The 23,036-nt window shown below is 68.0% G+C and carries 31 protein-coding genes and 1 CRISPR repeat array (1 of these 32 cut by a window edge); of the genes, 1 reads left to right on the plus strand and 30 read right to left on the minus strand.

The genetic code is table 11. The annotated features are described in order from the left end of the window. A CRISPR array of direct repeats spans positions 1-156; the repeat unit is 29 nt; unit sequence GTGGTCCCTGCCGACGCGGGGGTGTTCCG (it extends 727 nt beyond the left edge of the window). Positions 157-466: 310 nt separating this feature from the next. From OG562_RS12990 to OG562_RS13135, 30 genes are all read right to left on the minus strand, one after another. Then, entirely contained in the window at positions 467-1,327 is an 861-nt protein-coding gene (locus tag OG562_RS12990; RefSeq protein ID WP_266396831.1) for a hypothetical protein, read from the minus strand. A gap of 67 nt (positions 1,328-1,394) precedes the next feature. Beyond that, a complete protein-coding gene (locus OG562_RS12995) occupies positions 1,395-1,583 on the minus strand; it encodes a DUF4314 domain-containing protein (protein ID WP_266396833.1) in 189 nt (62 codons plus the stop codon). A 309-nt stretch (positions 1,584-1,892) separates the two neighbouring features. Next, positions 1,893-2,948 carry a hypothetical protein gene (locus OG562_RS13000; RefSeq protein WP_266396835.1) on the minus strand — a complete coding sequence of 352 codons (1,056 nt, stop codon included), beginning with the start codon at positions 2,946-2,948 and terminating at the stop codon, positions 1,893-1,895. Positions 2,949-3,009: 61 nt separating this feature from the next. Beyond that, positions 3,010-3,609 (minus strand): hypothetical protein, encoded by a 600-nt coding sequence (locus OG562_RS13005; protein ID WP_266396838.1) that lies wholly within the window; start codon positions 3,607-3,609, stop codon positions 3,010-3,012. A 17-nt stretch (positions 3,610-3,626) separates the two neighbouring features. Beyond that, on the minus strand, positions 3,627-3,911 hold the full coding sequence (locus OG562_RS13010; RefSeq protein WP_266396841.1) for a hypothetical protein: 285 nt from the start codon (positions 3,909-3,911) through the stop codon (positions 3,627-3,629). A gap of 38 nt (positions 3,912-3,949) precedes the next feature. Next, complete coding sequence (locus OG562_RS13015; RefSeq protein ID WP_266396843.1) at positions 3,950-4,297, minus strand: hypothetical protein; 348 nt, start codon at positions 4,295-4,297, stop codon at positions 3,950-3,952. Between the two features lie 98 nt (positions 4,298-4,395). Further along, positions 4,396-5,466 (minus strand): PP2C family serine/threonine-protein phosphatase, encoded by a 1,071-nt coding sequence (locus tag OG562_RS13020; protein WP_266396846.1) that lies wholly within the window; start codon positions 5,464-5,466, stop codon positions 4,396-4,398. Further along, entirely contained in the window at positions 5,423-5,779 is a 357-nt protein-coding gene (locus tag OG562_RS13025; RefSeq protein WP_266396848.1) for a hypothetical protein, read from the minus strand. Before OG562_RS13025 ends, OG562_RS13020 begins: the two co-directional genes overlap by 44 nt. Positions 5,780-5,935: 156 nt before the next feature. After that, positions 5,936-6,259: a hypothetical protein gene (locus OG562_RS13030; RefSeq protein ID WP_266396850.1), complete on the minus strand. Its 324-nt coding sequence runs from the start codon at positions 6,257-6,259 to the stop codon at positions 5,936-5,938. A gap of 15 nt (positions 6,260-6,274) precedes the next feature. Next, entirely contained in the window at positions 6,275-6,577 is a 303-nt protein-coding gene (locus OG562_RS13035) for a hypothetical protein (RefSeq protein ID WP_266396852.1), read from the minus strand. Positions 6,578-6,690: 113 nt separating this feature from the next. Further along, positions 6,691-7,374 carry a hypothetical protein gene (locus OG562_RS13040; protein WP_266396855.1) on the minus strand — a complete coding sequence of 228 codons (684 nt, stop codon included), beginning with the start codon at positions 7,372-7,374 and terminating at the stop codon, positions 6,691-6,693. Continuing rightward, on the minus strand, positions 7,371-7,595 hold the full coding sequence (locus OG562_RS13045; protein ID WP_266396857.1) for a hypothetical protein: 225 nt from the start codon (positions 7,593-7,595) through the stop codon (positions 7,371-7,373). The genes OG562_RS13040 and OG562_RS13045 overlap by 4 nt, the downstream gene beginning before the upstream one ends. Then, positions 7,592-7,795, minus strand: a complete 204-nt coding sequence (locus OG562_RS13050; protein WP_266396858.1) for a hypothetical protein — start codon at positions 7,793-7,795, stop codon at positions 7,592-7,594. The genes OG562_RS13045 and OG562_RS13050 overlap by 4 nt, the downstream gene beginning before the upstream one ends. A 140-nt stretch (positions 7,796-7,935) precedes the next feature. Next, on the minus strand, positions 7,936-8,280 hold the full coding sequence (locus OG562_RS13055; RefSeq protein ID WP_266396860.1) for a hypothetical protein: 345 nt from the start codon (positions 8,278-8,280) through the stop codon (positions 7,936-7,938). A 19-nt stretch (positions 8,281-8,299) separates the two neighbouring features. Further along, the gene (locus OG562_RS13060; RefSeq protein ID WP_266396863.1) at positions 8,300-8,752 is read right to left on the minus strand and encodes a hypothetical protein; all 453 of its coding nucleotides are present in this window, start codon (positions 8,750-8,752) and stop codon (positions 8,300-8,302) included. After that, positions 8,749-10,254 (minus strand): DNA cytosine methyltransferase, encoded by a 1,506-nt coding sequence (locus OG562_RS13065; RefSeq protein ID WP_266396866.1) that lies wholly within the window; start codon positions 10,252-10,254, stop codon positions 8,749-8,751. The genes OG562_RS13060 and OG562_RS13065 overlap by 4 nt, the downstream gene beginning before the upstream one ends. A gap of 69 nt (positions 10,255-10,323) precedes the next feature. Next, positions 10,324-10,806 (minus strand): hypothetical protein, encoded by a 483-nt coding sequence (locus tag OG562_RS13070; protein ID WP_266396869.1) that lies wholly within the window; start codon positions 10,804-10,806, stop codon positions 10,324-10,326. Between the two features lie 58 nt (positions 10,807-10,864). Further along, positions 10,865-11,020 (minus strand): hypothetical protein, encoded by a 156-nt coding sequence (locus OG562_RS13075; RefSeq protein WP_266396870.1) that lies wholly within the window; start codon positions 11,018-11,020, stop codon positions 10,865-10,867. Continuing rightward, complete coding sequence (locus tag OG562_RS13080) at positions 11,017-11,235, minus strand: hypothetical protein (protein WP_266396872.1); 219 nt, start codon at positions 11,233-11,235, stop codon at positions 11,017-11,019. Before OG562_RS13080 ends, OG562_RS13075 begins: the two co-directional genes overlap by 4 nt. Continuing rightward, positions 11,235-11,888, minus strand: a complete 654-nt coding sequence (locus OG562_RS13085) for a hypothetical protein (RefSeq protein ID WP_266396874.1) — start codon at positions 11,886-11,888, stop codon at positions 11,235-11,237. The genes OG562_RS13080 and OG562_RS13085 overlap by 1 nt, the downstream gene beginning before the upstream one ends. A gap of 84 nt (positions 11,889-11,972) precedes the next feature. Continuing rightward, positions 11,973-12,422 carry a hypothetical protein gene (locus OG562_RS13090; protein ID WP_266396877.1) on the minus strand — a complete coding sequence of 150 codons (450 nt, stop codon included), beginning with the start codon at positions 12,420-12,422 and terminating at the stop codon, positions 11,973-11,975. Between the two features lie 101 nt (positions 12,423-12,523). Then, positions 12,524-13,504, minus strand: a complete 981-nt coding sequence (locus tag OG562_RS13095) for a helix-turn-helix domain-containing protein (protein WP_266396879.1) — start codon at positions 13,502-13,504, stop codon at positions 12,524-12,526. 89 nt (positions 13,505-13,593) lie between these two features. Next, complete coding sequence (locus tag OG562_RS13100; protein ID WP_266396880.1) at positions 13,594-14,721, minus strand: PD-(D/E)XK nuclease family protein; 1,128 nt, start codon at positions 14,719-14,721, stop codon at positions 13,594-13,596. 32 nt (positions 14,722-14,753) lie between these two features. Then, positions 14,754-15,845: an AAA family ATPase gene (locus OG562_RS13105; protein ID WP_266396882.1), complete on the minus strand. Its 1,092-nt coding sequence runs from the start codon at positions 15,843-15,845 to the stop codon at positions 14,754-14,756. 23 nt (positions 15,846-15,868) lie between these two features. Beyond that, complete coding sequence (locus tag OG562_RS13110) at positions 15,869-16,213, minus strand: hypothetical protein (RefSeq protein WP_266396883.1); 345 nt, start codon at positions 16,211-16,213, stop codon at positions 15,869-15,871. A gap of 217 nt (positions 16,214-16,430) precedes the next feature. Continuing rightward, positions 16,431-17,018: a hypothetical protein gene (locus tag OG562_RS13115; RefSeq protein WP_266396884.1), complete on the minus strand. Its 588-nt coding sequence runs from the start codon at positions 17,016-17,018 to the stop codon at positions 16,431-16,433. A gap of 179 nt (positions 17,019-17,197) precedes the next feature. Next, a complete protein-coding gene (locus OG562_RS13120) occupies positions 17,198-17,452 on the minus strand; it encodes a hypothetical protein (protein ID WP_266396886.1) in 255 nt (84 codons plus the stop codon). Positions 17,453-17,482: 30 nt separating this feature from the next. Further along, positions 17,483-18,304, minus strand: a complete 822-nt coding sequence (locus OG562_RS13125; protein WP_266396888.1) for a peptidoglycan-binding protein — start codon at positions 18,302-18,304, stop codon at positions 17,483-17,485. 40 nt (positions 18,305-18,344) lie between these two features. Then, complete coding sequence (locus OG562_RS13130) at positions 18,345-18,668, minus strand: hypothetical protein (RefSeq protein WP_266396890.1); 324 nt, start codon at positions 18,666-18,668, stop codon at positions 18,345-18,347. A 360-nt stretch (positions 18,669-19,028) separates the two neighbouring features. Then, entirely contained in the window at positions 19,029-19,151 is a 123-nt protein-coding gene (locus tag OG562_RS13135) for a hypothetical protein (protein WP_266396893.1), read from the minus strand. 165 nt (positions 19,152-19,316) lie between these two features. Here OG562_RS13135 and OG562_RS13140 point away from each other — a divergent pair, with 165 nt between their 5' ends. Next, positions 19,317-22,874 carry a hypothetical protein gene (locus tag OG562_RS13140; protein ID WP_266396895.1) on the plus strand — a complete coding sequence of 1,186 codons (3,558 nt, stop codon included), beginning with the start codon at positions 19,317-19,319 and terminating at the stop codon, positions 22,872-22,874. The last annotated feature ends 162 nt before the right edge of the window (positions 22,875-23,036 follow it).

A 23,036-nucleotide genomic window follows, 5' to 3' on the forward strand; every position in this document is an offset into this window, starting at 1 on the left:
AACTCGTGGTCCCTGCCGACGCGGGGGTGTTCCGTCGACGGCCTGCTCGACACTGCCATCCTGCGCGTGGTCCCCGCCGACGCGGGGGTGTTCCGAAACTCGACGCCGAATTCCAGCTGCTGTTCCGGTGGTCCCCGCCGACGCGGGGGTGTTCCAACCTCGGGGACCTTGCCGCTGTAGTACACGGCATGGTCCCCGCCGACGGAGGACACGCCCACATCAGCAGGGACGCACGTGTGACGACTGATGTTGCCATGTAGTGGGCTCTGGGCTGTAGGGGGTTCCGACTTGGGTGGTGAAACCGGGGTCCGCGAATCCGATGGACCAGGTCCGGCGGAGGACTTCCCTGTCCGCGTTTCGGAGGGTGGTGTAGTGGCATTGGCGGGCGATGGCTCCGGTGTCGTTACTCATGGCGCTCCGGAGGGAGCACGGCGCAGGCCGCGCTCCCTGGTCGAGTCGTACGTGGTCAGGTGGAGCTGGCCTTCGGCCGGCGCTTCCTAGTGCGAGGGCGCCGCTTCGTGCTGGGGCTGGTCTCGTCCGTGGGCTGATCGTCCGCTTCACCGCTGTTCTCGTCGGCGGGACTCGCCTCCGGAGCTGAGTCGGGTTCGGGCTCGACACTCGGAGGCCGCGTGACTGCGGGTTCGAGTTCTTCGGCGGGTGCCGGGCCTCCCTCCTGGGCCTCGTCAACGGCGGGGCTTTCGGGCTGCTGATCGCTGCCAGGCACTGGGGTTGGATCGTGCTCGATCGCCAGGTCGCTGTCGGCTGCAGGGCCAGTTTCGGTGTCGATGGCGGGCTCGGCTTCCCGACCGACGTCGTGCGGCGTCGTGTGTGCTTCCGGGCCACTGTCGCGCAGCGAGGTGCCCGTGGCCGGCGGGGCTTCACCCATCACTTGTGAGAGTGCGCTGTCGAACAGGTCTATCCACGGCCGGTGGCCGACGTAGCGGGGTTTGTAGTCGAAGGCGGGGAGGAGGTCGTCTTCGAGGGTGCGCAGGATGATGAGTTCCGGGTCTTCGTCGGTTTCGGTGACGAGGGTGGTCGACTTGTTGTAACGGTGCCCTTCGGGGAGGCGCAGGGCGAACTGGGCCTCGCAGGTGGCTTGTTCGGCGACGGTGGCACCTTCGGGGAACGCGGGCGTGGCGTTGCCGGTGATCCAGAGTTGGACGGTGGTTCCGCCGAAGATGGGGCGGAAGCTGATGCCTCGTCCGTCGCTGTAGATGAGGTGGGCCGCGCCGTCGGCGGGCGCTTCGGCGTCGATCGCCCAGTCTCCGCCGAGGTTTTGGGCGAGGTTGGCCGCGGCTTCTCGGACTGCGGCGTCGGTGATGAGCATGTGTGGTTCTCCAAGAGGTCTGCGGGTGAAGCGGCGGGCCCGCCCCTGTGGGGCGGGCCCGGTGGGGCTAGGCGGGGCGCACTTCGTCGCCGTCGTCGAGGAGCATCGAAAGGGTGGAACCGCTGTCCCAGTCCACGGAGAGGATGGAGAGGCTGGCGTCGAACCGGTGGACGGTGCCTTCGTCGCCGGGTTTGAGTTCGGTGTGCGAGTCGGTGGTGTGCACGAGGGCGATGCGGTCGCCCTTCTTGTAGGTCATCTGCGCTCCAGTCGTGATGTGTTGTGGAAGTCGTGGCGGGCCGCCGGTTGGCCCCGTCGAATGACGGGGCCGTTGCTGGTCGCCTGTTAGGCGTCGTGGTCGCATGCCTCGGTAGGGCAGGCTCCGCAGTCGAAGCAGTGGTCGCAGGCGCAAGCGCCGCAGCCCTGTATCTGGCACCGGACGTCGCGGCTGCGGCAGTACGGGAAGGTGAACGGTGGCTCTTCCATGACTCCCCTGATGGTTCTATTCTATATGCATTCAAGGAGGGTTCAAGATCTCCTAAGAGAGATTTCGAAGAGTTTCCGCAGTTCAGGCCGCTACGTCGCGTATCAGAGCTTCGACCTTCTGGATGGCCGCGAGGAAGGCGGCCTGCGAGTGAAGCCGATCGCGCCGTTCCAGAGACTCGCGCGCTTCCCGAGCAGCCCTCGCCTGCACGTTGCCCTCGTGCAGGGTGTCTCCGCACCCGATGAGCACGTGCGGGCCAAGGTCCCAGAGGATCGCGTTGACGGCAGCGCCCGCCGCCGCGAGGGGGTCGATGTCCGTCAGCGACCATCCGAACTGGTGCGGGTCGATGCCGCGTTCGCGCATGACCTGTGCGGCGGCGCGATACATGCCGCCGGTCCCGCCCGCGGGCTCGTCGAACTTCACGCCGGGCTCAAGCGGCATGTCGTCGAGCATCATTCTGGCCATCAGGTAGGCGACATCCGGCGGCGTGTGTATCTCCGCGAGTGCATCGTGAGCACCCTCGGAGCGCATGACGGCAAGCAGGGTTCCGATCACGTCGGTGGTGGAGCGGAGATCGGGGTCATCGCTTGTGGTCAGGTGCAGGAGCCCGTTGGTGAGCGCGGCCTCGACGACGGCTCGTACGGCAGCGGCTCGCCGAGCGTCGGGCTTCTCGTCGTCGACCCACTTGTGCAAGGGCGTGGCCCGGTCGATGAGGTCAGGGCGCATGATCCACCAGCGGGCCCAGCACTCGCGGAAAGCGGCCAGCAGCTCGGTGTCGTCGAGGCCGAGCCACCAGTCGGCGGCAAGGTACGCGTCCGGACCGCGTAGGGGCCACAGGGCGAGCGCGGCGACCGTGCCGATGGGGATTTCGATGCTGCTCCCCCCGTACGCCTGATGCCAGGCGTAGCTGACGCCTTCCGCCAGGTCGAAGGCGTGGGCGTGCGGGTTCCTCTGTGACGGGCGGTAGTGGCCCGTGCGCTTGACCGCGGCGAGCGCGGGGCGGGGCTGAGTGGCGATCGTGACGGGTTGGGGCGCTGGCAGCAGATCGGTGAGGAATCTGCGGGGCGGTGTCGCGGGGACGGCTGGGGCGGGCTGTTCTTCGGGCTCGCCGGCGTCGGCGAACAGGTCGAGTTGGCTCATGCGGTCTCCTAGATCGATCGTGGCGGCCCGTGGCGGCCCGCGGGCCGCCACGGGATGAAGGTCAGCGCGCTGCGCGCTGCATGCGCCGGAGCGTGGCGGCGGCCTCTTCCGTGCGACCCGTCGCCGAGTGCGCGGCGTGCCGCAACAGCTCGGTCAGTTCCTCGGTGGTGACCTGGGCGAGCAGGTCCGTGAGGCTGAGGTGACGTTGATCAGCGAGGCGGTAGGGGTATCCAAGAGCCAGGGTGAGCACGACGCCGGAGATGAGCTGGTCCGTGCATTCAGCGCAGAGGCCGAGCTGACGACCGATGCGGTGGATAGCGTCGGCGTCGGCGAGGAGAGACGTCTTCGGTATGGCCTCGTGGGCAAGCCTGGCTGTTTCCTGCTCCCGCTGTACGAACGCCTCCCAGTTCAGGCGGGCGTCGGCTTCTCGGCCCTCGGCCTTGAGGGCGGCGCTCGCGAGGGTGGCCTCGAAGCGGGGGGTCGAGAGGGACAGCAGGACGTACTGATCGGGCGTGAGTCCGGTGTAGGCCACGGCGGGGTTGTGGGATTCACCGCTGAAATGGTGAAGGATGACCAGTAGGGCGGCCTCGACCGTGGTGGGGCGGAGGCTCAAGCGGCTCACGACGCTCGCGCACAGGTCCTTCAGTATGTCGGGGTTCATGTCATTCTCCAATGGGGTTAGTTGGGCCGTTGGTTGGCGGCGAGGTAGGCCTCTGCGGTGGCATGGCGGGCCGGGTTGGTGACGAGTCCTTCGGCCCAGATCCGGCCGGCGATCTCTGCGGCGGCGTCTTGGTCGGGCGCGGCGATGACATAGGCGAGCTGACCGGATGCCTCCAGTTCGGCGCACCGTTTGTCATGGGCGGCGTCGTCGCTGGGAGGGGGCTCGACAGCGGTGATGGTCATCTCGGCGGGGGTCGGTTCGTGGTAGTTGACCCACCACTGCGGGTCGGGTGGACTGGTCACGGTTCTCCTTCGGGGTACTGCGGGGGCCAACTGGCGTGTCATGGCTGGGGGTTCGGGGAGGGGCAGCGCGCGTGGACCTCCGCCATGACTCCGGCGATGTAGTCCATGAGGGTTCGGATCTGCTTCCTGTCGCCGCCTAGAAACAGGGCCAGGTCGAAGACCTCGGAGGCGGCGGTGTAGTCGAGGAGCTGCCGGTACTGCTCGACGGTGAGGGTGATCAGCTCCTCCGGGCGCAGCGCCCAGGCGGCGACGGCGGCGTTTTCGGCGAGGCGCAGGGCAGCGCGCAGCGTCTCGTCGTCCGGCGAGCGGGTCACGAGGATCAGGAACATGGCGCCGAAGTGGTGTTCGGGTGTGTTGAGCGTCGGTATCGAGGGGCGGGCGGACATGGGTGCCTCCGGTTGGGATGCGAGCCACCCCGAATGCTTCTTTTCTATATGCATTCCAGGTAGGGGGCGGCCACTTCTCGGACAGACAAGGGGGAGGGTCAGGCCTGAACGATGTCCACGACGAGCGCGGTGGCGTTGTCGGGGAACTCGTCCGCGCTGGCGGCTATCGCGTCGTCGACGACCAGGGCGGCGGCGCCCTTCGCGTCGTCGGCGAGGTCGAGGATGCCGCCGACGTCTTGACCTCGTTCTTCGAGCGGCGCGTACGCGCCGTCGGTGCACAACAGCAGTCGGCGTGTGTGACCTCTCTCGATGGTGGCCGCGCCGATGTCGCCGTTCATCACGCAGGAGGTGATGAAGTTCCGGTCGTACGGCCCGGGGGTGCGCCCTCGGCTGCGCAGGTCCTGGGCGTAATTGTGATCGTGGGTGACGGGCTGGGATATGCCGATCGGGGCCAGTCGGTAGGCCCGCGCGTCTCCGCACCAGGCGACGTGGATGAGGGGCGACCGATGGTCGGCCACGGCAACGACGGCGACGGCGCTCGGGTCGGTGCGGGGGTCGAAGTCCCACCGCAGTTCGTTGCGAGCCTGCACTCGCGCCGCCGCGAGGGCGCGGGCGGGGCTGCCGTGCCGGGCTGCCTCCCGGGCAATGAGGGGGGCGAACCTTTGGGCGAAGTGGTGGACTTCGAGCCTGTCGCCGATTCCGTCGAGGACGGCGAAGGCCCACCGGCCGGTGTTCTTGTTCCGATTGATCGCGTAAGAGTCGCATTGGTAGTTCCGGCCGCCGCAGTGCTGGACCGCGCTCACCTTGAAGCCGATGGTCGTCGCCCCGGAGAGCAGACCCGCTGCACGCTGGATTGCCTCGGCGCTGAGTTCGGGCAGAGGCGTGAGGTCGCCGGCGTGGTTGGTCGCACCGGTGATCACGACGGGGCCTCGCAGGAGGGGCGGCCGGCTTCCCCCGGTGATGCTCATCCACGCCTGCCGGGCGACGTCGTTCACCGACTCGGTGCCGTGTCCGGCGTGGACGACCGCCCGGCGGCCGAGTTGGTGTGCACGAGGGTCTTCGACGTAGAAGCCGATGCAGCGGAGTTGGTCGGCATGGCGCGAGTCGAGCAACAGTTCTTCGACTTCACCATTCGGGGAGACGAGCAGGGCGGGTGTCGTGGCGATCACTGGAGAAGTCCAATCGGCGAGGGGGAAGGCCCCGAGGGTTGGCAGGAAGAGGGACCGCGACGTCACGCGGGTCGGCCAGCGGGTGAACGTAGTAGTAGCCGGGCGGGTGCGTGCGCAGGTCCGCGATCCGAGCGAGGAAGCACAGATCAGCGGTGAGCTTGTCCCAGATCGGGTCCGACTGCTTTTGCAGGTCGAACCGGAGAAGGAGCCGTCCGTCATCGCCGTGCAGACGCCACAGGGCATACCCGGGGTCGTCGCGGGTGGCGACGAGAGTCCTGATGCGCGGCTCGATCGCTACTGCCGTCACGGCCATGCGTCTCAGTACGGCGAGAGCGAGGTTGCGAGTGGCCTCACACACCCGCCGGTCCGCGAGCGGGCAGGGGTCTTGCGCTTGCATGTGCCTCCTTGGCGTTGGGTCGCCCAGCGGCCGGGATGTGATGATCACCGGCCGCCGGGCGAAATCGTTGGGCTAGTTGGCTCCGCCCATGGCCCAGTGGACGCCCCGCTTCTCGTCTGCCTCCTGGCGGCGGTGCAGCGCGAGGCGAGCGTCGCGCTCCTCGGCGCTCTCCTGCCACATGCGGATGTCGGCGATGTCCACGTGTCGGTACTGATCGGCGACGATCGCGGCGGCAGCCTCCGCACCGAGGGCTTCCTCGCCGTTGTTCAGGAAGGTCCCCGCCCCTCCCGTGTGACGGCCGGGAAGCTTGGTCCAGGAGCACTGGGGGTTGCAGGTGCAGCGATAGGTGTAGCTGATCTTCCAACGGCGACTGTTCAGTTGCTCTTCGCGGTTCACAGAAGCCCTCCTCCCTCAGCCGACGGGGATGGCGGAGTTCTGCAGGTCCAGGAAGATGCAGGCGGCTGCGGCCGTGGGCATGTGGTCGGCCACGATCTGACCGTCCCCATCCCAAGTGAGGAGTTGGATCACGACATCGAGCAGCGGTTCGGGGAGCATCTGCCGCCAGTTGTCGTAGTCGGTTCCGGGGAACCACTCCTTGCAGGTCCGCCGGAGGGAACCCGCGATTGCCTCGGCCAGCCGGTCCGCTTGGGCGGGACTGATCTGCTCGGTGCTCAGGCGATGGCGGATGCCCTCGGGGCTGAAGGGGTCTGTCACGGTCTCTCCTGACGGTTCAAGAAGGGGGTCGCTCCCCGTTCTTCTGGTTCTATTCTATATGCATTCGGGAGGGAGGAAAGATTTCCGGCGAATTTTCTTGATCACCGGGGGCTTTATTTCCGCAGGCCAGCAGCCATGTCCGCAGAGGTGAGGTCGCGTACGTGGAGGACGAGCCGCGCTCCCTCGACCACGTGCCCCATGCGCATGTCCGGGCCGACGACGCGCGTGTGGTCGTCGTCGTCCAGGACGCCTTGGTCCACCAGCCCGTCGATGCACGCCTTGAAGCTGGGGTACCAGTTGGCGGGGTCTCTCCTCTGTCTGTCCTCGGGGTGCAGGACGCCGATGATGTGGACCCGTTCCAGGTGTGGCACTGCGCGCGAGGCGGCCCAGGCCGCGCGCCGCAGCACCCTGGTGATCTCCGCGCGTTTGTGGTGGTGGAGCCGCTGGTTGGCGTTCAGGAGCGTCAGCCGGGGTGGCAGCGCGACCCTGAACTGGCGACCGGGCATCCCCTCGAACCAGTCTGGTTCCTCCTCGCCCGGAACACCGACCGGGGGAACTGCTGTGGGCGCTGCCAACTCTGCTGTATCGGGGGCGTATCCGCTGCGACGCGGCACGCCGGCGTTGGTGAAGGCCGACGCGTGCAAGGCGGAGATCAGCATGAGGCGGCGCCTCCGGCCAGTCGCGGCGTCTGCGACCAGGGCGCGCATGTCCCCCGGCTTGTACTGCTCGATCCGTATGCGGATGCTGTCCCGCGGGTCGCAGGCCGCGAAGATCCGTCCGGGCTTGATATGGGTCACCTGCGGCCCCGGTCGACGAGATCCGACAGTGCCTTCGCCGCCACCGCCGCCGGCCACGCGACGATGACCACCGCGAGGTACAAGGCGACGGCGCCCGGCCGCAGTTGGCAGACCAGTCTCAGGATCGGGTCGTGGGCGAGCAGCCTCCGGAAGGCGTCCGCCAGGACCACGATTCCCGCTGCCCATGCGAGCAGGGCGAGCAGGGCGAGCACGCTGGTCACGACTCCACCTTTCTGGTGTCGACGTGAACCCAGACGGTACGAAGGACGCGGGCTCGGGCCAGGCGCAGGGCAAGGGAAGCGGTACGGCCGTTCCGGTGCGCGGCGAAGCCCGCGCAGATGGCGGGGGCCTCGGTGCCGAGCGTGGCGTGGCAGACGATGTGCCCCTCCTCGGCGATGGCGTTGGCGATCATCTCTGCCACGCGCCCCTCTTCCAGGTGCATCAGGTTTCCCGGCCGGAAGATGCACGTGCCGCATCGCCCCGCGCAGATCCGGACGCTCCATGTCGCCGGGTCGGCAACATCGTGGCGCAGTCCGTCGGACGAGTAGGTGGCAGAGCTGGTCATCGATCGGCCCCCGGAGTGGCGGCGCGAACTGCCTCACCGGTCGCTGCCAGCAGCATCTCCATCGGGTGCGCCTCCGGGGTGCCCCCGTTCGTCGGCATGACCGGCACAGACCAGGTTCCGGGTTGGCCCGGGACCTCTCTCCAGCCGTTCACCGCGTCCGGGGTTCGGGCGTCGGGTCGGATCATGTAGCCGTGCTCGATCAGCCGGTGACCGGCGCTGGCCGGGCGGAAGCTGTCCCAGTCGAAGAAGAGGTGCACCAAGTAGGCACCGTGGTCCTCGTCCAGAACTCGAATCCGGTAGCCGTCCGGCGTGCCGGTGCATATGGCGGTCAGGTGCTTCACTGCGATTCCTCTCGGTTGGTCAGGGAGCGTCGGGGAGTTCAAGCTGCTGCGCGGCCTGCTCCTCCGCGTCCAGTGGGTTCGGTCCGGGGCGGTAGTGGGGAAGGCACCGGGGGCACTGCTGCTCTACGGCCAGGCGGTGGGCGCGCGATCCGGCGGCCGTGCCGCACGATTTGCGGATGACCGGGACTGGCAGCTCGGCGGGGTCGACGTCCGGCAGCTCGTGGATGATCACGCCGTTGAGCCAGATCCGACCGCCGCAGATGCCGGTGAACAGGCTTTTGGCTGGGACGACTTGCCGGATGCAGGCGGCCCTATAGGGGCAGCCTCCGCAGACGTAGAGGACGGGTTCGCAGATGGCGACCAGTTCGATGCCGTTCTTCCATCTGTCGTCGGCAACGGCGAAGTCCTCGTCGCCGAAGCACGGGGCGTGAGAGGTGACGTGGGTGCCGATCAGGGTTCGTGATCCGGTCACAGGACGGGCTCCAATCGCTGGCCGATCCACCGGGCGACGTTGACCGAGACCGCGTTGCCTGCCTGCGCGGTCTGCTCGGCCTGGTTGCCGTAGACGACGTACTTCGTAGGGAACCGCTGTCCAGCGAGCTGCTCGCGGGGCTTGAGCATCCGGAAGTAGCAGTCGTTGATGTCCGGGGCGTTTTGCACCAGAGCGGCCGAGTCGCGGGTGGAGAGGGTGTGGACGGGTTCGGCGGCCGTCTTCACCGCGGCCTTGCGGTACGGCACGACGAGGGTGTTCCGCACTCGGTCGGGCACAGTGCCGGCGTGGGTGACAAGGCCGTGGTGGTTGCCCTGGGCGGTGACGACGCTGAGCGGGTCGCTCGCGCGGCTGGCGGTGGCGTGGTTGCGGTACTCGATGATGAACGGGTCCATCGTCAGCAGGGCTTCGCTCTCGCGGGTGGTGCGAGTACGCATCGGCACGTCGACGGGGACGGCGTCGGTGTTCCACGAGCCGCCGGTCGGCACCAGAAGCGCATCGCCCTGCTTCACCGTCCGGACGGGCATCGGCCGGTCCTCGACGGCGTACGCCCTGTCCCCGCCGTCCTTGCCGTGGGTTAGCGAGATCGAGTACGGGCGCCAGGGGAACTTGCGGCGGCCTGCGCGGATTCGGTCCATGGTGGTATCGGCGAGCGGCTTCTTGCGGTCGCCAATCCGCTTCCCGAGGTCGCTGAAGTCGATGATGTCGCTGGCCGGGCGAACGTACGGCTCGACCATGGCGTGGCGGCAACGGGTGTTGGGGCAGCGGTAGATGTAGTCGCGCCGGTACTTCCCGATGCGCAGGCCATCGGTCTTGGTCCACGACTGGACGGCGTGCACGTCCTCACCGCAGTCGACGCAGGGAGCGAGCGGCCTGGGCTCCAGGTCGGGCTTGCGCATGGTCTTGAGGGTGAAGACCACGTACATCCGATCACGCCACTGCGGGGCGCGCAGGTTGACCTCGTCGCCGACGTGGGCGCTGCTGACGCACACGATCTGGTACTGGTATCCGAGCAGCTCCATGGCTTGGAGCCAGGTCGCGAACAGAATCCAATCCAGGCCGAATTCGACGACGTTCTCGACGACGATGGCCTTGAACCGCTTCGCTTCAGCGGCTCGCACCACGCACCACGCGGTTACCCGGGTCGCCTCGAAGGCGTCCTTGGTCAGGGACTCCCACTCGTCGCGTTCCTCTTCGAGCAGGTCGAGGAGATCAAGTTGGTTGGTTTCCCGGGGCTTGCCGCCCGCGGGGCTGATCTCGGTGCAGATGACGGATGCCCACAGGGCGTCGGCCTTGGGCAGCATGCGCATGGGGAAGCCGTCGCTGAGCGTCATGACGGCGTGCTCACAGTTGGGATGGTTGGCGGCGTGCGTTTCGATCGCGAGCCGCCAGTGGTTGATGCCGAGCAACAGCTCGTGCCCGGCTTCGACAAGTCCAGTGCTGCTGCCGCCAGCACCACACAAAAGGTCAATCCAGGTGGCCATGTGGGTAGTTGTTCTCCAAGAGGTCCTGCGCGCCCGGCCCCGTATTGCGGGGCCGGGCAACGGCCGAGATCAGTGAGTGCGGAGGCCGCCGTGAGCCTGCGCGTGGCGCAGGAAGGCGATCCAGATCCCCCACGTCGGATCACCCACGGGCATCTCTGCGATGGCCACGCCCGGGTGGGCGTCATAGGTGGCGAGGGCGGCGGTGATCTCGGCGACCGTCACGAGGAAGCCGTCGTTCGAATCGATCTTGTACCTGGGTATGCCGGTCGGCACCGTCTCGGAGGCGTCCTTGACAGCCTGGTAGGCGGTCCGAAATTCGGCGAGGCGGTGCGCCGTGCTCTCGTCGTACTTGGCGCCGGGCCGGAGGTCCACGCCCGCCAGCCCGTAGGCGGACAACTCCGGGTATGACGGGACGGGCAGCTCGACGAGCATCCCGAAGTTCTTCATCGCGTCGAGGGTGCGCGGCAGTGCGGTGAAGGCGAACCGGAAGTAGTTCCCGCCCCCTTCGGCTCTCTTGCCGTCAGAGGTCTGGATGTAGACGTCATTTCCCACGGGGTGTTCTCCAAGAGGTCTGCGGCTGCCCGGCCCGGAGTCGGGCCGGGCAGCGCGATCAGCGGTGGGCGGCGTGGCGGTGGTGGACGTCGCCGCAGGTCATGCAGCGCAGGACCCGCCTGCGGGCCTCCCAGCGGAGTTCTTCGACGACGAGCGCGGCGAGGCCGGCACCGACGCCCAGGGCGAGAGCGAGCAACGCGGACGTCACGGTCACCGCGCCACCACCTCGTAGCGAGTCGGGCAGGGCGGCAGGAGCTGCATGCAGATGACGAACACAGCGTGGGCGTCGTTGGTCGCGAGTGCGTTGTCCAGCGCGACTCGAACCTGGGCTCGCTCGTCGTCGTCCTGCGGGTGGGCGATGATGCAGGCGCAGCGGCGCTTGCCCTCCCCTTCCGACGAGTTCGACGGGATCGCTTCGGTGCCCGCCATCAGACGATCACCTGCCCGACGGGCGCGAGGTAGACGGTGGCGACCTCGTCGTTCAGCTCCCACACAGTGAGCGGCCAGTCCGTACCGCCCAGTGCGTGGACGCACGTCCAGCCCTCTTCCGCCAGCAAGCGCGCAGCGTTGCCGTACTCCTTGATGGCCGCGTCGTTGTCGGCGAAGGGGCCATGGAGCAGCTTGGACATCGGCTGGCGCTGCGCCGTCACGGCCTGAAGGCGGACGGAAACCATCTCGATGACGCGAGGCGCGAGTTGTCGCTCGGCGACGAAGGCCGCGATGGCCTTGATGAGGGGGACGACGTTGTTGCCGTGCTCGGCCTGCTCCTCACCTTCCCTGGAGTCGTAGACCAGCTCGTCGATGGTCGGGTTGTCGTGGTGAGCGCGCCGGACGTGGAAGCCCTCCATCTCCGACGGGTCGATGGGCAGGGAGCCGTGGGAGCCGACCCACAGGTGCGAGCCGTCAGTGAGCTGGGCGTGAATGCCGAACTCCCCGCCGCAGATTTCGACGTCGGTGACGAGCGGGATGCGGCGCAGTGCGGTGATGACGGGCTCGTACGCGTTCCACAGGGTCCGCCACAGCATGTCGTCGGTGTTGTCGTGCACGGGCATCGGGGCCATCGGCGCCAGGTCGTTGCTCACAGTTCCTTCTCCAAAAGGTCGTGCGCCAGCCAACAGTACAGAGTTGGGATCTATCTCAATCTAAATTGATGCACCTGGACGCGCTCACCGCAGACGGGTAACGAACACGGGGCGGGGGGCCTTGCGTCGCTCCTCTCGCGCCCGTCGGGCGAGCGCGGTCCGGACTTCCAGCTCGTCGGCGCGCTGATGCGCGACCTCGGCGATGTCCAGCGCCTGGTGGGCGAGGTCGCGGGTCTGCATGAGCGCCTGGTGGTTCTCGCGGTGGTCGAGGTGGACTTCCGCGCCGCCGATGTCGCCGAGGAGTTCGCCGACGATCTCGTCGCGCACCGGCTCGGCGAGCCCGAGCCCGCCGAGGTTGCGCTCACACTCGGCCAGGTCCTTCAGGTCGGCGATCTTGATGAGCATGTCACCGACACCCTCGGGGTCTTGGCGGTAGAGGTCTGCGAGGCAGCCGATCTGCTCGCGGGCGGCGCTACTGCTGTCGAGCGTGAGCGCGCCTTTATGGCCGCGATGAAGGATGGGTAGGTAGTTCATGCTGTCCTTCCGATCGAGAGGGGCTCCCCCCTCTTCATGGTTCTATTCTATATGCATTACCAGGAGTGTCCATATTCCTGGTGAATTTTTCTTTCGGGGGCCTAAGTTTTTCGCTGGCTGCTGCTCTTGCGCGCCCGCACGGCCTCACGCGCGGCCTTGCGCGCATCTTCGGCCGCTTCCGGGTGCTCCTCGACCCGTTGTCGGCGTCTGGCGGCGTCCTCGTACCAGTCGTCCCAGAAACGCCCGTGCGCCCGCTGTTCCTCCTCCTTGGCCTCCCCCTGCTCCCTCCGGCGTCCTGCGCGCGGGTTGGTGCCGCAGCCACGGCAGGAGGCGGCGGGGCGTCCTCGGTGCTTCGTGCAGCCTCTTGGCGGCTCCCCGCGCTCCGGGGCGGAGCCGTCTGGTGGAGCGGACGCGGGCTCCCCTGCGGCGTCAGCCGTGGGGGTAGGGGGGGAAGGAAGGACAGAGGAAGAACCAGGAAAGGAAGGGGTTCCATCGCTGGAACCCAGTGGGTTCCCCCCATGAAACTCACCGGGTTCCACCGGTGGAACCCGGCCGTCCTCCCCATCCGGGTTCCCCTTGTGGAACCCTGGCCCCTCCCCCGGGTTCCACGCGTGGAACCCAGCCTCGACCTGCGACGATTCGGCCTTCTCTCGGCGAGCTGCCTCGCGGTCTTCGACGTCCTGATAGGTCATCGCAGGCTTGGCGGGGGCCGAACGCGTGACTCCGGGGCGGGCCTTGTTGGCGTTCTTCGGGGCAGCTTTGCGGGCCTCCAGGCGCTCCTTGAGCTCCGGCGTGGTCGGCGTGGGCGGTACCCCGAGCGGGAAGACCCGGTAGACCGCCGCGCGTCCCGCTTTGCCGGTCTCCACGCGTTCGACAAGCCCTTTGGCTATCAGCTCCGTGACGATGGTGATGGCGCGCTTGTCGGTCACGCCGACCCAGGCTGCGAGGCGGGTGAGGCCGGGGCGCGCGAGGCGCGTCTCGTCGTCGGCGCTGTCCGCGATCTTCATGAGGGCGAGTTTCTGGCTCTGGCTGAGCACGTCAGGCGGCAAGTACGCCGCAGCGATCATCAGTTGGATGGACACGGTTCCCCTTGGGCGGTACAGGCACGGCGGCAGGACGGGGTGCCCCGCCCGGTCGCTCCCGGGCGGGGCTGAGACTCATCGGAGTCGGGTCAGGCCGGCGCGATGTTGATGACCGCGGGCGTCTTCTTACCGGTCTTCCGCCGGGGGATCGCCAGTCCTGCGTCCTTGAGGTTCTTGACCATGCGGTTGACGTCCGGCGTCATCGGGACCGGGATTCCGGCGACCTCATGCAGGTCGACCATCGCCTCCACGTCGTCCTTCTCCTCGTCGTTGCCCCCGCCCCAGGACAGCTTGTTGGAGCCGTAGATCCCCTCCGGGGATCGGTCGAGCTTCTTGCGTGCGAACTCCTTGATCCTTTTGCCCTCGCTGAAGAGCTTGTGTCCGTTCACGTAGTCGATGAGCGCCTGTTCGCGGTCGGCGTCGTTGCGGATGAGCGCCGTCTGCTCGGGCACGCCGGGAGCTGTCCCGGGCCAGCACAGGGAGCGGAACGGGCAGTAGTCGCAGATGGCGTCCAGACCAGGGCCGTTGAAGTCTCGGGGCATCTCCTCGGGGTTGCCGGTCTCGCGCACACGTTCCACCCACCACTGGGCCTCCGCCGCGCGCTGCGGGTCGAAGTCGATCTCCTGGACGTGCTCTGCGCCGGAGTCCCGGTTGATGAACCGGAAGCGAATACGACCGATGTCCAGTGGCCCAAGGCGGGACAGGTACCGCTGGCCGGGAACGTCCTCGAACCCGACCTCGAACAGCGCGCCCGCGTACAGCTGGACCTGCCGCAGTTCGGCGGCCGTGGCACCGTAGCGGAGAACGCGGTCCCACAGATAGGTGGACTTGGTCTTCACGTCCTCCACGGTGAGGACGTCGGCGGGTATCGCTGGCCTGTGACGAGCGGGCAGGCGAGCGGCGGTCGCCGCGTCGAGCTGTACGACGTCGACGTGCCCCCGGATCAGGTCATCCTGGACGCTGCGCTCCACCAACCATCGGTACTCCGTGCGCGCCGACTCGAGCAGCCCGTGATGGATGAACGTCCCGAGGATCGCCGCTCGCTTGTCCGGGTGATCGGTCGGTGTGATGCCGTGCAGGATGTAGGCGGCGCGTCGGCCGCACACGGTGTCGGATGCGCCGAGCTGTGTCTGACGAGAGCGCGGGCGGCGGGCGTCCACGTCGTGTGCGGCATCCCAGATGGATGGTGCGACGCCGTCAACGGTGGCTACGGACATAGGGGAGTTCTCCAAGAGGTCAGCGTGGGCGGTCACTGCTCGGCGTCCGCGTCCTGCTCGTCGGCCTTGCGCTGGGCGGCGGCACGGAGCTTGTCGGCGTCGGACAGTGGGCCCTCCCCCATCTCCCGCCGGGGGCTGTCGAGTTCGGCGGCGCGCTGCTCGGCAGCGGCCCGGATGGTGAGGATCTCGTCGTGGCTCAGGCGGTTCACCGGATCTGGGACGGCCCGCCACAGCGCCTCAAGGAGCTTCTTGTCCGTCAGGCCGGCGATTCGAGCGAGCCAGGGCTGTACGAGATCGCCGACGAGCGCGGGCATGATGCGCGGTTGGGACTCGACAGAGCAGCCCAGCCTGTTGAAGACCAGGTCCTCGATGCTGAAGTCCCGCAGCGGCAGCGGTTTGTTCCGCTCGACGCGCATCCGCAGTGATCGGACCTTGATGACCTGCGGGTCGGTGTTGCGCTTCATGCGCACCCAGCACGACGAGTCGAAGCCGAGGTCTTTCTGAGCCGAGACCTTCCACTCGCTTTTGTTCTGGATCGGCTGGCCGTTGTCGTCCGTGGCGCTGACCTGCTTGCCGCGGGCCAGCACGATGGCGATGCCGGGCAGTGTGCGCAGCAGGTAGATGATCCTGTTCCACCGTTCCGTGGCGTCATTCCACAGATTCCGGCCGATGTCGAACGCGGCGTCCGGGTCCTCCTGGAGCAGGGCGCGGTTCTTGCGCGTCCGGCGACCGCGTTCGTAGGTCCAGTTGGTGAGCATCCGCCACAGGGCGGATCCCGAGTCGATGGTCAGGACGACCGGAGGCTCTCCGGCTGCCGCCGCGCGCCTGGCCTCGGCGTGCACGGCCTCAACCTGTTCGAGAATGTCTCGGTAGGTGCCGTCGTGCTCGATGATCAGATAGTTGGCGCCCTCGATGGCCGCGTACTCGTCGGCCGATCCCTCGTCGAGGTCGATCCAGTACATCTGGCCGATGCGGTCGCTACTGGAGAACTGCGCGGCCGAGTAGGTCTTGCCCGCGCCCTCCTCGCCCTCGATGAGGAGGAGGGGCCAGGGGACGATCCCCGTCGGCTTGCGTGTTTTGAGTTGGACTGCGGGCGGCATCGTGGTGCCCGCTGGTGCATTCACGATCTGGCTCCAAGAGGTCGTGGTCAGTCCGTGCGCAGGGCCCGAACTTCGAAGAGGGCTGTCCACTCCGGGTGTTCGGCCAGCAGGAGCCGTACGTACCGGGAGCGGTAGTCGTTGTTCAGCGCGAACTCGTCACCTCGGGTCACCGCGCCGTACTGGTAGCGAAGGAGCTCGAAGAGCATCCCGATGCCGATGCGGCCGAACCCCTTCTCCGCGCAGTCGGCGGTCATCCGGGTCAGCGCCCTGAGAACCCAGGGGTTGAGAGCGTGGAACGCCTCGAATCGCTGCTGGATGGTCAGGTTGCCGACATCGGCGGGGTGGCGGACGGGCTGGATGGTGCCGAACAACGGCGGCTGTTCGATCAGCAAGGCTCCCCCCTCAAAGATGGACCCAACACGTTGAAGTGTTGGAATCTATCTCTGGACAGGGGCATTGTCGATCGACAACATCGACGATCACTCTCCGGCGGCCCCCTGAGTCGCTGCACGATCCCCCCTTGAACGAATGAAGCGCACCCCCCGAATGCGCTTCCATTCTATATGCAATTAGGGGTTAGATCAAGGCATGCAACCCTCTGACCTGGTCTTATTCGGCGACCTTGTTCGCCGCCTTGCCTCGCGGAACGATCCTGGATCCAGGCCCGTCGTAGCTGCCTTTGCGCAGGGCAGCCAAAACCTTCTCGTCGATCGCCCAGTCCACTTCGCGCGCACCCGCCTGTAGCGCGGGTGCATCTGCAACGACCGGCTCCAGGAGCCAGATCGGCGATCCGGACAGGCTGTAGTCAGCGGGCCGGAGCCGGCCCGTACTCATCGCCTTCCGAAGGAGCGCGCCGGACGTCAGCTGGAACAGGGCCACCAACTCGGCCTGACCTACCAGCGGGGGGAGTTGCTCAACCTCCCTCACCCAGTAGCCGGGGTCCTGCTCCTTTTTCAGCCGCTCAAGCTCCGTCTCATTGAGGTGCTTCGGGCGCGGGGTCGTCTCTCCGAAGCCCTTCACGAAATGGAGGAGCCAGTACGGCGACCCGCTGATGACCTTGGCGTAGCGGTAGTCCAGAGTGCGGTCCCGGCTGATCCACTGGCTGACCTGGAGCCGCTTCACGCCGTACAGCGCGGCGAACTCGGCTCCGCCGGCCAGGTACGGCTTCCTTCCCGCCGGCCTCTCGTCCTCTGCCACTCCATCGCCTCCAGCTCACGGCACATCCGCATATAGATTGTAACCAACGTGGAAGCAGAGTCCGAACCCGTCAGAGTGGCGATAGGGTGGAGTCTCCAAGAGGTCGAAGACCCCCGTCGTGAGACGGGGGTCTTCTTCCATGCCGGACTGTCGGGCTGCTCGACGTCCCTCCTCGCGGATCAGGTGCGCGGCAGCGTGAGCGACGTGCTCTCGTACTTCGGCGGGCCGGCATAGCCGAGCAGCCAGCCGAACCGAGGCGACAGGTGCTCCTCGGCGAACCGGAAGACACCGTAGTAGGAGAAGGTGGCGACCGGGGTCAGGACTCCCGTGACGGCCGTGGCGTCAAGATCGAGACCGTGGCGGAGGGCCACCGCGACGAGCCAGCCGACCGCGGCTGGTACTCCCGTGCGCAGCAGCGAGGCGTAGAGGTTCATGGGGATGTGCTCCTTGGGCTGTTGAGGGGATCAGGCGAAGAGACGACGCCAGGTCTCCGGGCCGGGGTAGCCGTCGGCGTCGGAACCCGTCCACTTCTGGGCGCGCTGGAAGGCGGCGACGTTGAGGCGGTCCGCCTCACCCCAGTCGTGGGACGGGCCGACGCGGTAGTGCTTGCCGTAGCCCTTGCGCACGAGCTGCTGGCCCAGCAGGAGAATCGACCCGTTCGACTTGCCGGGGCCGAAGGCGCTTCGGCCGGGGAACGCCGACGGGCTCGGCCACTTCGGCATCGGGCCGGGGTCGGTGTGCTGGTTCTCGGGCGTCTGGCCGTGGCCGTAGTGCCCGCCCTCCGTCTCCCAGGTGTGCTCGCTGCGGTTCGCCTTCCAGGTCGGGGTGCCCATCGGCCAGGTGTCCGGCACCCCCCAGCTCCGAGCCCAGGCCAGGATCTTGTCGAGGCCCTTGGCCGGGGTGTCCCGGACGGTCGCGTACGACTTCCCGTTCACACGGCAGTAGGGGAAGAACAGCGTCTCCACCTGGAGACACACCCGTCCCGTGCGGTTGGTGCGGGTGCCGCCTGCGAGGTCGACGACCGACTTGGCCCGGCTGTTCGCCGGATAGAACTGGGCGGTCCTGCCCGTGAAGGGATCCCAGAGCAGATGCGGTGCGGCTCCCGAGCCGCCGCCGGTGAAGTACTGCACGAGCTTGTCGAACGGGACGAGGTCAGCCGGCTTGGCGGCCGTGGCGTTCTTGTCCCAGGTGATGTGCCAGATGACGCGTGGGTCGTACTGCGTATCGGTGGGTGCGGTGTCGCTGAGCGGGTGCCGCTCGGCTCCAGGCAGCCAGAGATCAGGCATGGCGCGTTCCCAGTTCTCCCCCGCGCCTGCTGCTCTGAGCCTACAGTCCGAGTCTGCCGGTCACGATTGCGACAATTACCCCAACCACTACAGGGGCGACCAGGGCTGTGACGGCCAATCGCCTTACACTGCGGGCCTCTTGACGCTCAGCGTCGCGCTCAAGCCTCAGGGCCACAATGTCGTCTTCAACAGACTTGATCCTCAGTTCATCCGCGCGCCGATCGGCCTCGTACTGGATCTTTGTCACCATCTCGGCGAGCCTCGCGCCGAGAGCGGCAAAGTCGGCGCGCAGGTCATCACGCATGTGCTGCATTGCCCGCAACAGTTCCCACGGTGTGGGGTCCTGGCCCTGCGGCTCGGTCACGGCGTCGTCCTCCATCGCGGCCCCGCGCCGTGATCCAATTCTAGTGTCGTGCTTTCGCGTCGGCTGGCGTCCGAGGTGTGATCGAAACTGCTGGACGTGACCCTGGCGACTGCGCTGCATGGGGAGCGTCTCGCAGACATCGGCATGCTGCAGTCCGAGTTGGCTGCGTTCGGCCCGGTGGCCGGCAACCCGACGCTCTCCGCCTCGTCGATGACCTTGCCTGGCCGAGCCGAAGCTCTAGGGGCAGTTGTCGGTGGTCCGTCCAGGTCGAGCCGATGGTCAGCGATCAGGCATACGAGGCATTTTGCGGCCCTGAGCCGGAGCGTCCCGTACCTCACACGGGACGCTCCGGGATGAGGGCTACAGGTTGAATGCGTCCAGGAGCTGGGCAATGACAGCGCGAACGGTGCCGGAGACGAGGCCGCTCAGGGTGGCGCAGGCCAGGGCCAGACGCTCGCGACGTGTCAGACGCGTGCGGGACATGGGACCTCCACAGGTCGTAGTCAGTGGGGTGGGCAGCCGGCCGGCTTGTTGTCTACGCTCGGCCCCGCGCGAAGATCGACTCTCAGTTGCGACATGACGCCAACCGGTGCCGGTATCGGGGCTGTTCAGCCCATGTCGGAAGCAGGGATGGGGGATGATGCTGCGATGAGTCGCGACGCGGGGGGCGGCCCGGTCAAGCGGCCGCGCACGGTGGAGCGAGCGCGGGTCGGATGGCCCCGCTCGCTGAGCAAACTGAAGGACCTGTTGTACGAGGCGTACCTGGTTGCGGGGGCCCCGAGCCTGGTTGAGATCGCAAATGACATCGCCAACGATGACGGTCTAGCAGGGGCGCCGAGCAAGGACACCGTCCACCGCTGCATCAGCGACCCCGTGCTGCCGCCCAGCCAGGCCGATACCGTCTCCATCGCTGTGGTGCTGGCCCGCCGGGCCGCGTGGGACGGGCAGGATCTGGCTGGGCGGGTACGCGACCTGTGGGTTACGGCCTGGATGACCTCGGGCGCGGGGCAACCAATCGACAGGTTCGACGACCGGCTCGTCCTGGCCAACCTGGAGGTCCACCGGGCCCTGGATACCGATGCCGCCCGCGACCGGATCGGTGCCCTGCCCGCGTACATTCCGCGCAACCATGACACTCAACTGGAGGCAGTGGTAGCCGCGGCGGCAGCTGGGCAGAACGGCATCGCGGTCCTGGTCGGGAGCTCCTCCACGGGAAAGACCCGCGCATTGTGGGAAGCCGCCCGAAAGCTACCCGCCCCTTGGCGGCTGTGGCATCCCATCGGCCCCACCCATCCCGATGCCGCCCTGGCTGAACTACCAGACATCGCCCCCAAGACCGTGGTGTGGCTGAACGAGGCCCAGCACTACCTGCGAGCTGATCCGCTCGGGGAACAGGTCGCCGCAGGCTTGCGGAACCTGCTGCACGATCCGACGCGCGGTCCGGTTCTGGTCCTGGCCACCTTGTGGCCTGATCACTGGCAAACGCTGACCACACGCTCCGACCCGGACAAGCACGCCCACGCCCGCAAGCTGCTGGACGGGCACAAGATCGACGTTCCGGACGCGTTCACACGCACCGATTTGATCGCACTCGCCAGCACCGCCGACGCCGATCCCCGGCTCGCCGAGGCCGCCGAACATGCACACGACGCCCAGATCACGCAGTACCTGGCCGGAGTGCCTGTGCTCATGGACCGGTACCGCGCAGCCCAGGGGGTCACCCGGGCGCTGGTCCACGCCGCCATGGATGCCCGCCGCCTTGGCGCTGGCCCCCACATCCCGCTGGCCTGGCTGGCCGACAGCGCGCCCGGCTACGTCACCGACATCGAATGGAACGCCGCCAGCGACGACTGGCTGTCCCAGGCCCTCGCCTACGTCACCCAGGAGTGCAACGGCTTGCCCGGCATCCTCAGCCCCATCAAGGCCGGCACTCCCCGAAACCAGCGCAACCTCCGCCCGGCTACCACCACCAGCCCTACCGCCGACCAGCCCGCCCAGGGGCAGCAGTACCAACTGGCCGACTACCTCGACCAGTACGGTCGCCACCACCGCGTCGACCAAATCCCCCCGATCGACTTCTGGGCCTCGGCCGCTATCCACGCCCGCCCCGCCGACCTTTACGCACTCGGCGAGGCCGCCCGCTCCCGTGGCCTGTACCGAGATGCAGCCCAACTCCTCAAACGCGCCACGACCCACGGCAACCCTCATGCCGCAATCGCCCTCGTCGGCCTGCTCCACGCCCTGCACCCGACCGACCACTGCCCCGCCCGCCACGCCTCCGCGCACGTCGCCCTCGACAACCCGTACGCGGTGGCCGGGCTGTTGGACACCCTGCGGAAAACTGGGGCGGACGAGCAGGTTGCCGCCCTGGCCACACGAGCCGCCACCCACGCCGCCCTCGGCAACCCAAACGCGGTGGCCACGCTGCTGAACAGCCTGTGTGCGGCTGGAGCAGACGAGCAGACCGCCATCCTGGCCACACGAGCCGCAACCCACGTCGCCCTCGACAACCCGAACGCGGTGGGCTGGCTACGCGACGGCCTGCGGAGGGTCAGGGCGGACGAGCAGGCTGCCGCCCTCGACGCACGGGCAGCAGAGCAAGCCGCCCTCGAAGACCCGGGTGCGGTGGCCCGGCTACTCGACAGCCTGCGGGAAGAAGCAGGCGCAGACGAGCCGACGGCCACCCTGCTGGCCCGCGACCCCGCTGCGCACGTCGCCCTCGACGACTCGGACGCCGTGGCCGACCTGCTGGGTAGCCTGCGCAGGAGCGGGGCGGACGAGCTGGTTGCCACCCTAGCCACACGAGCCGCCACCCACGCCGCCCTCGACGACCCCAACGCGGTGGTCCGGCTACTCGACGGCCTGCGCAGGAGCGGGGCGGACGAGCAGGTTGCCGCCCTGGCCACACGAGCCGCCACCCACGCCGCCCTCGACGACCCATACGCGGTGGCCGCGTTGCTGGAGAGCCTGTGGAAGACGGGGGCGGTCGAACAGGTTGCCGCCCTGGCCACACGAGCCGCCACCCACGCCGCCCTCGACGACCCACGCACGGTGAGCTGGCTACTGAACAGCCTGTGGAAGATTGAGGCGGACGAGCAGGCTGCCACCCTGGCCACACGAGCCGCCGACCACACCTCCCTCAACAACCCAAGCACGGTAGCCGCGCTACTGGACAGCCTGCGGAAGGCCGGAGCGGACGAGCAAGCCGCCACCCTGAACGCACGGGCCGCCACCCACGCGGCCCTAGGCGACCCGAACGCCGTGGCCACGCTGCTGGACAGCCTGTGGAAGGCCGGAGCGGACGAGCAAGCCGCCACCCTAGCCACACGAGCCGCCACCCACACCGCCCTCAACAACCCACGCGCAGTGGCCACGCTGCTGAGCAGCCTGCGCAGGGCTGGGGCGAGCGAGCAGGCCACTGCCCTGGCCACACGGGCCGCCACCCACGCCGCCCTCGACGACCCACGCGCGGTGGGCTGGCTACTGGACAGCCTGCGCAGGGCCGGAGCAGACAAGCAAGCCGCCACCCTGGCCACACGAGCCGCCGCCCACGCCGCCGTCGACGACCCGTACGCGGTGGGCTGGCTAGTAGACAGCCTGCGCAGGGCCGGAGCAGACAAGCAAGCCGCCACCCTAGCCACACGAGCCGCCGACCACGCCGCCGTCGACGACCCGGACCACCCGAACACGATGGCCACGCTGCTGCACTGCCTACGCGTGGCTGGAGCGGACGAGCAAGCCGCCACCCTAGCCACACGAGCCGCCACCCACGCCGCCCTCGACGACCCACGCGCGGTGAGGTGGCTACTGAACAGCCTGTGGAAGATTGAGGCGGACGAGCAGGCTGCCACCCTGGCCACACGAGCCGCCGACCACGCCGCCCACGCCGCCCTCGACGACCCACGCGCGGTGGCCGAGCTGCTCAACAGCATGTGGAAGACCGGAACTGCGGGGCAGGCTGCCGCCCTGGCCACATGGGCCGCCACCCACATCAACCTCGACAACCCGAAAGCGGTCGCCTCGCTGCTGAACAGCCTGCACGTGGCCGGAGCAGAGGAGCAGATCGACACCCTGGGCGCACGACTCTCCGCCATGGGGCTGTTCGCTCGGTTCATCGAGCTCAGTGACCACCGGAACCGGTTCCGATTCGGGCGGGAGCCCAATGGGAGTGCGGCTTCTCTGTGGACGTGGGAGGACTTGGCCTGAGCCGGGAATCACCCCAACTCCCCTTCTGACTGGTCAGTGATGAGCCCCGTCGTCGCTGGTCCGGAATTCTGTAACCGGTTGTCCGCACTGCCCGCATTGGCCTCGATAGAGGGGCGGTTCACGGTTCTCGAAGTACACGCCTTCGAAGGGGATCCCTTCGGC

It is taken from the genome of Streptomyces sp. NBC_01275 (assembly GCF_026340655.1).
In the GTDB taxonomy this organism is placed as follows: Bacteria; Actinomycetota; Actinomycetes; order Streptomycetales; family Streptomycetaceae; genus Streptomyces.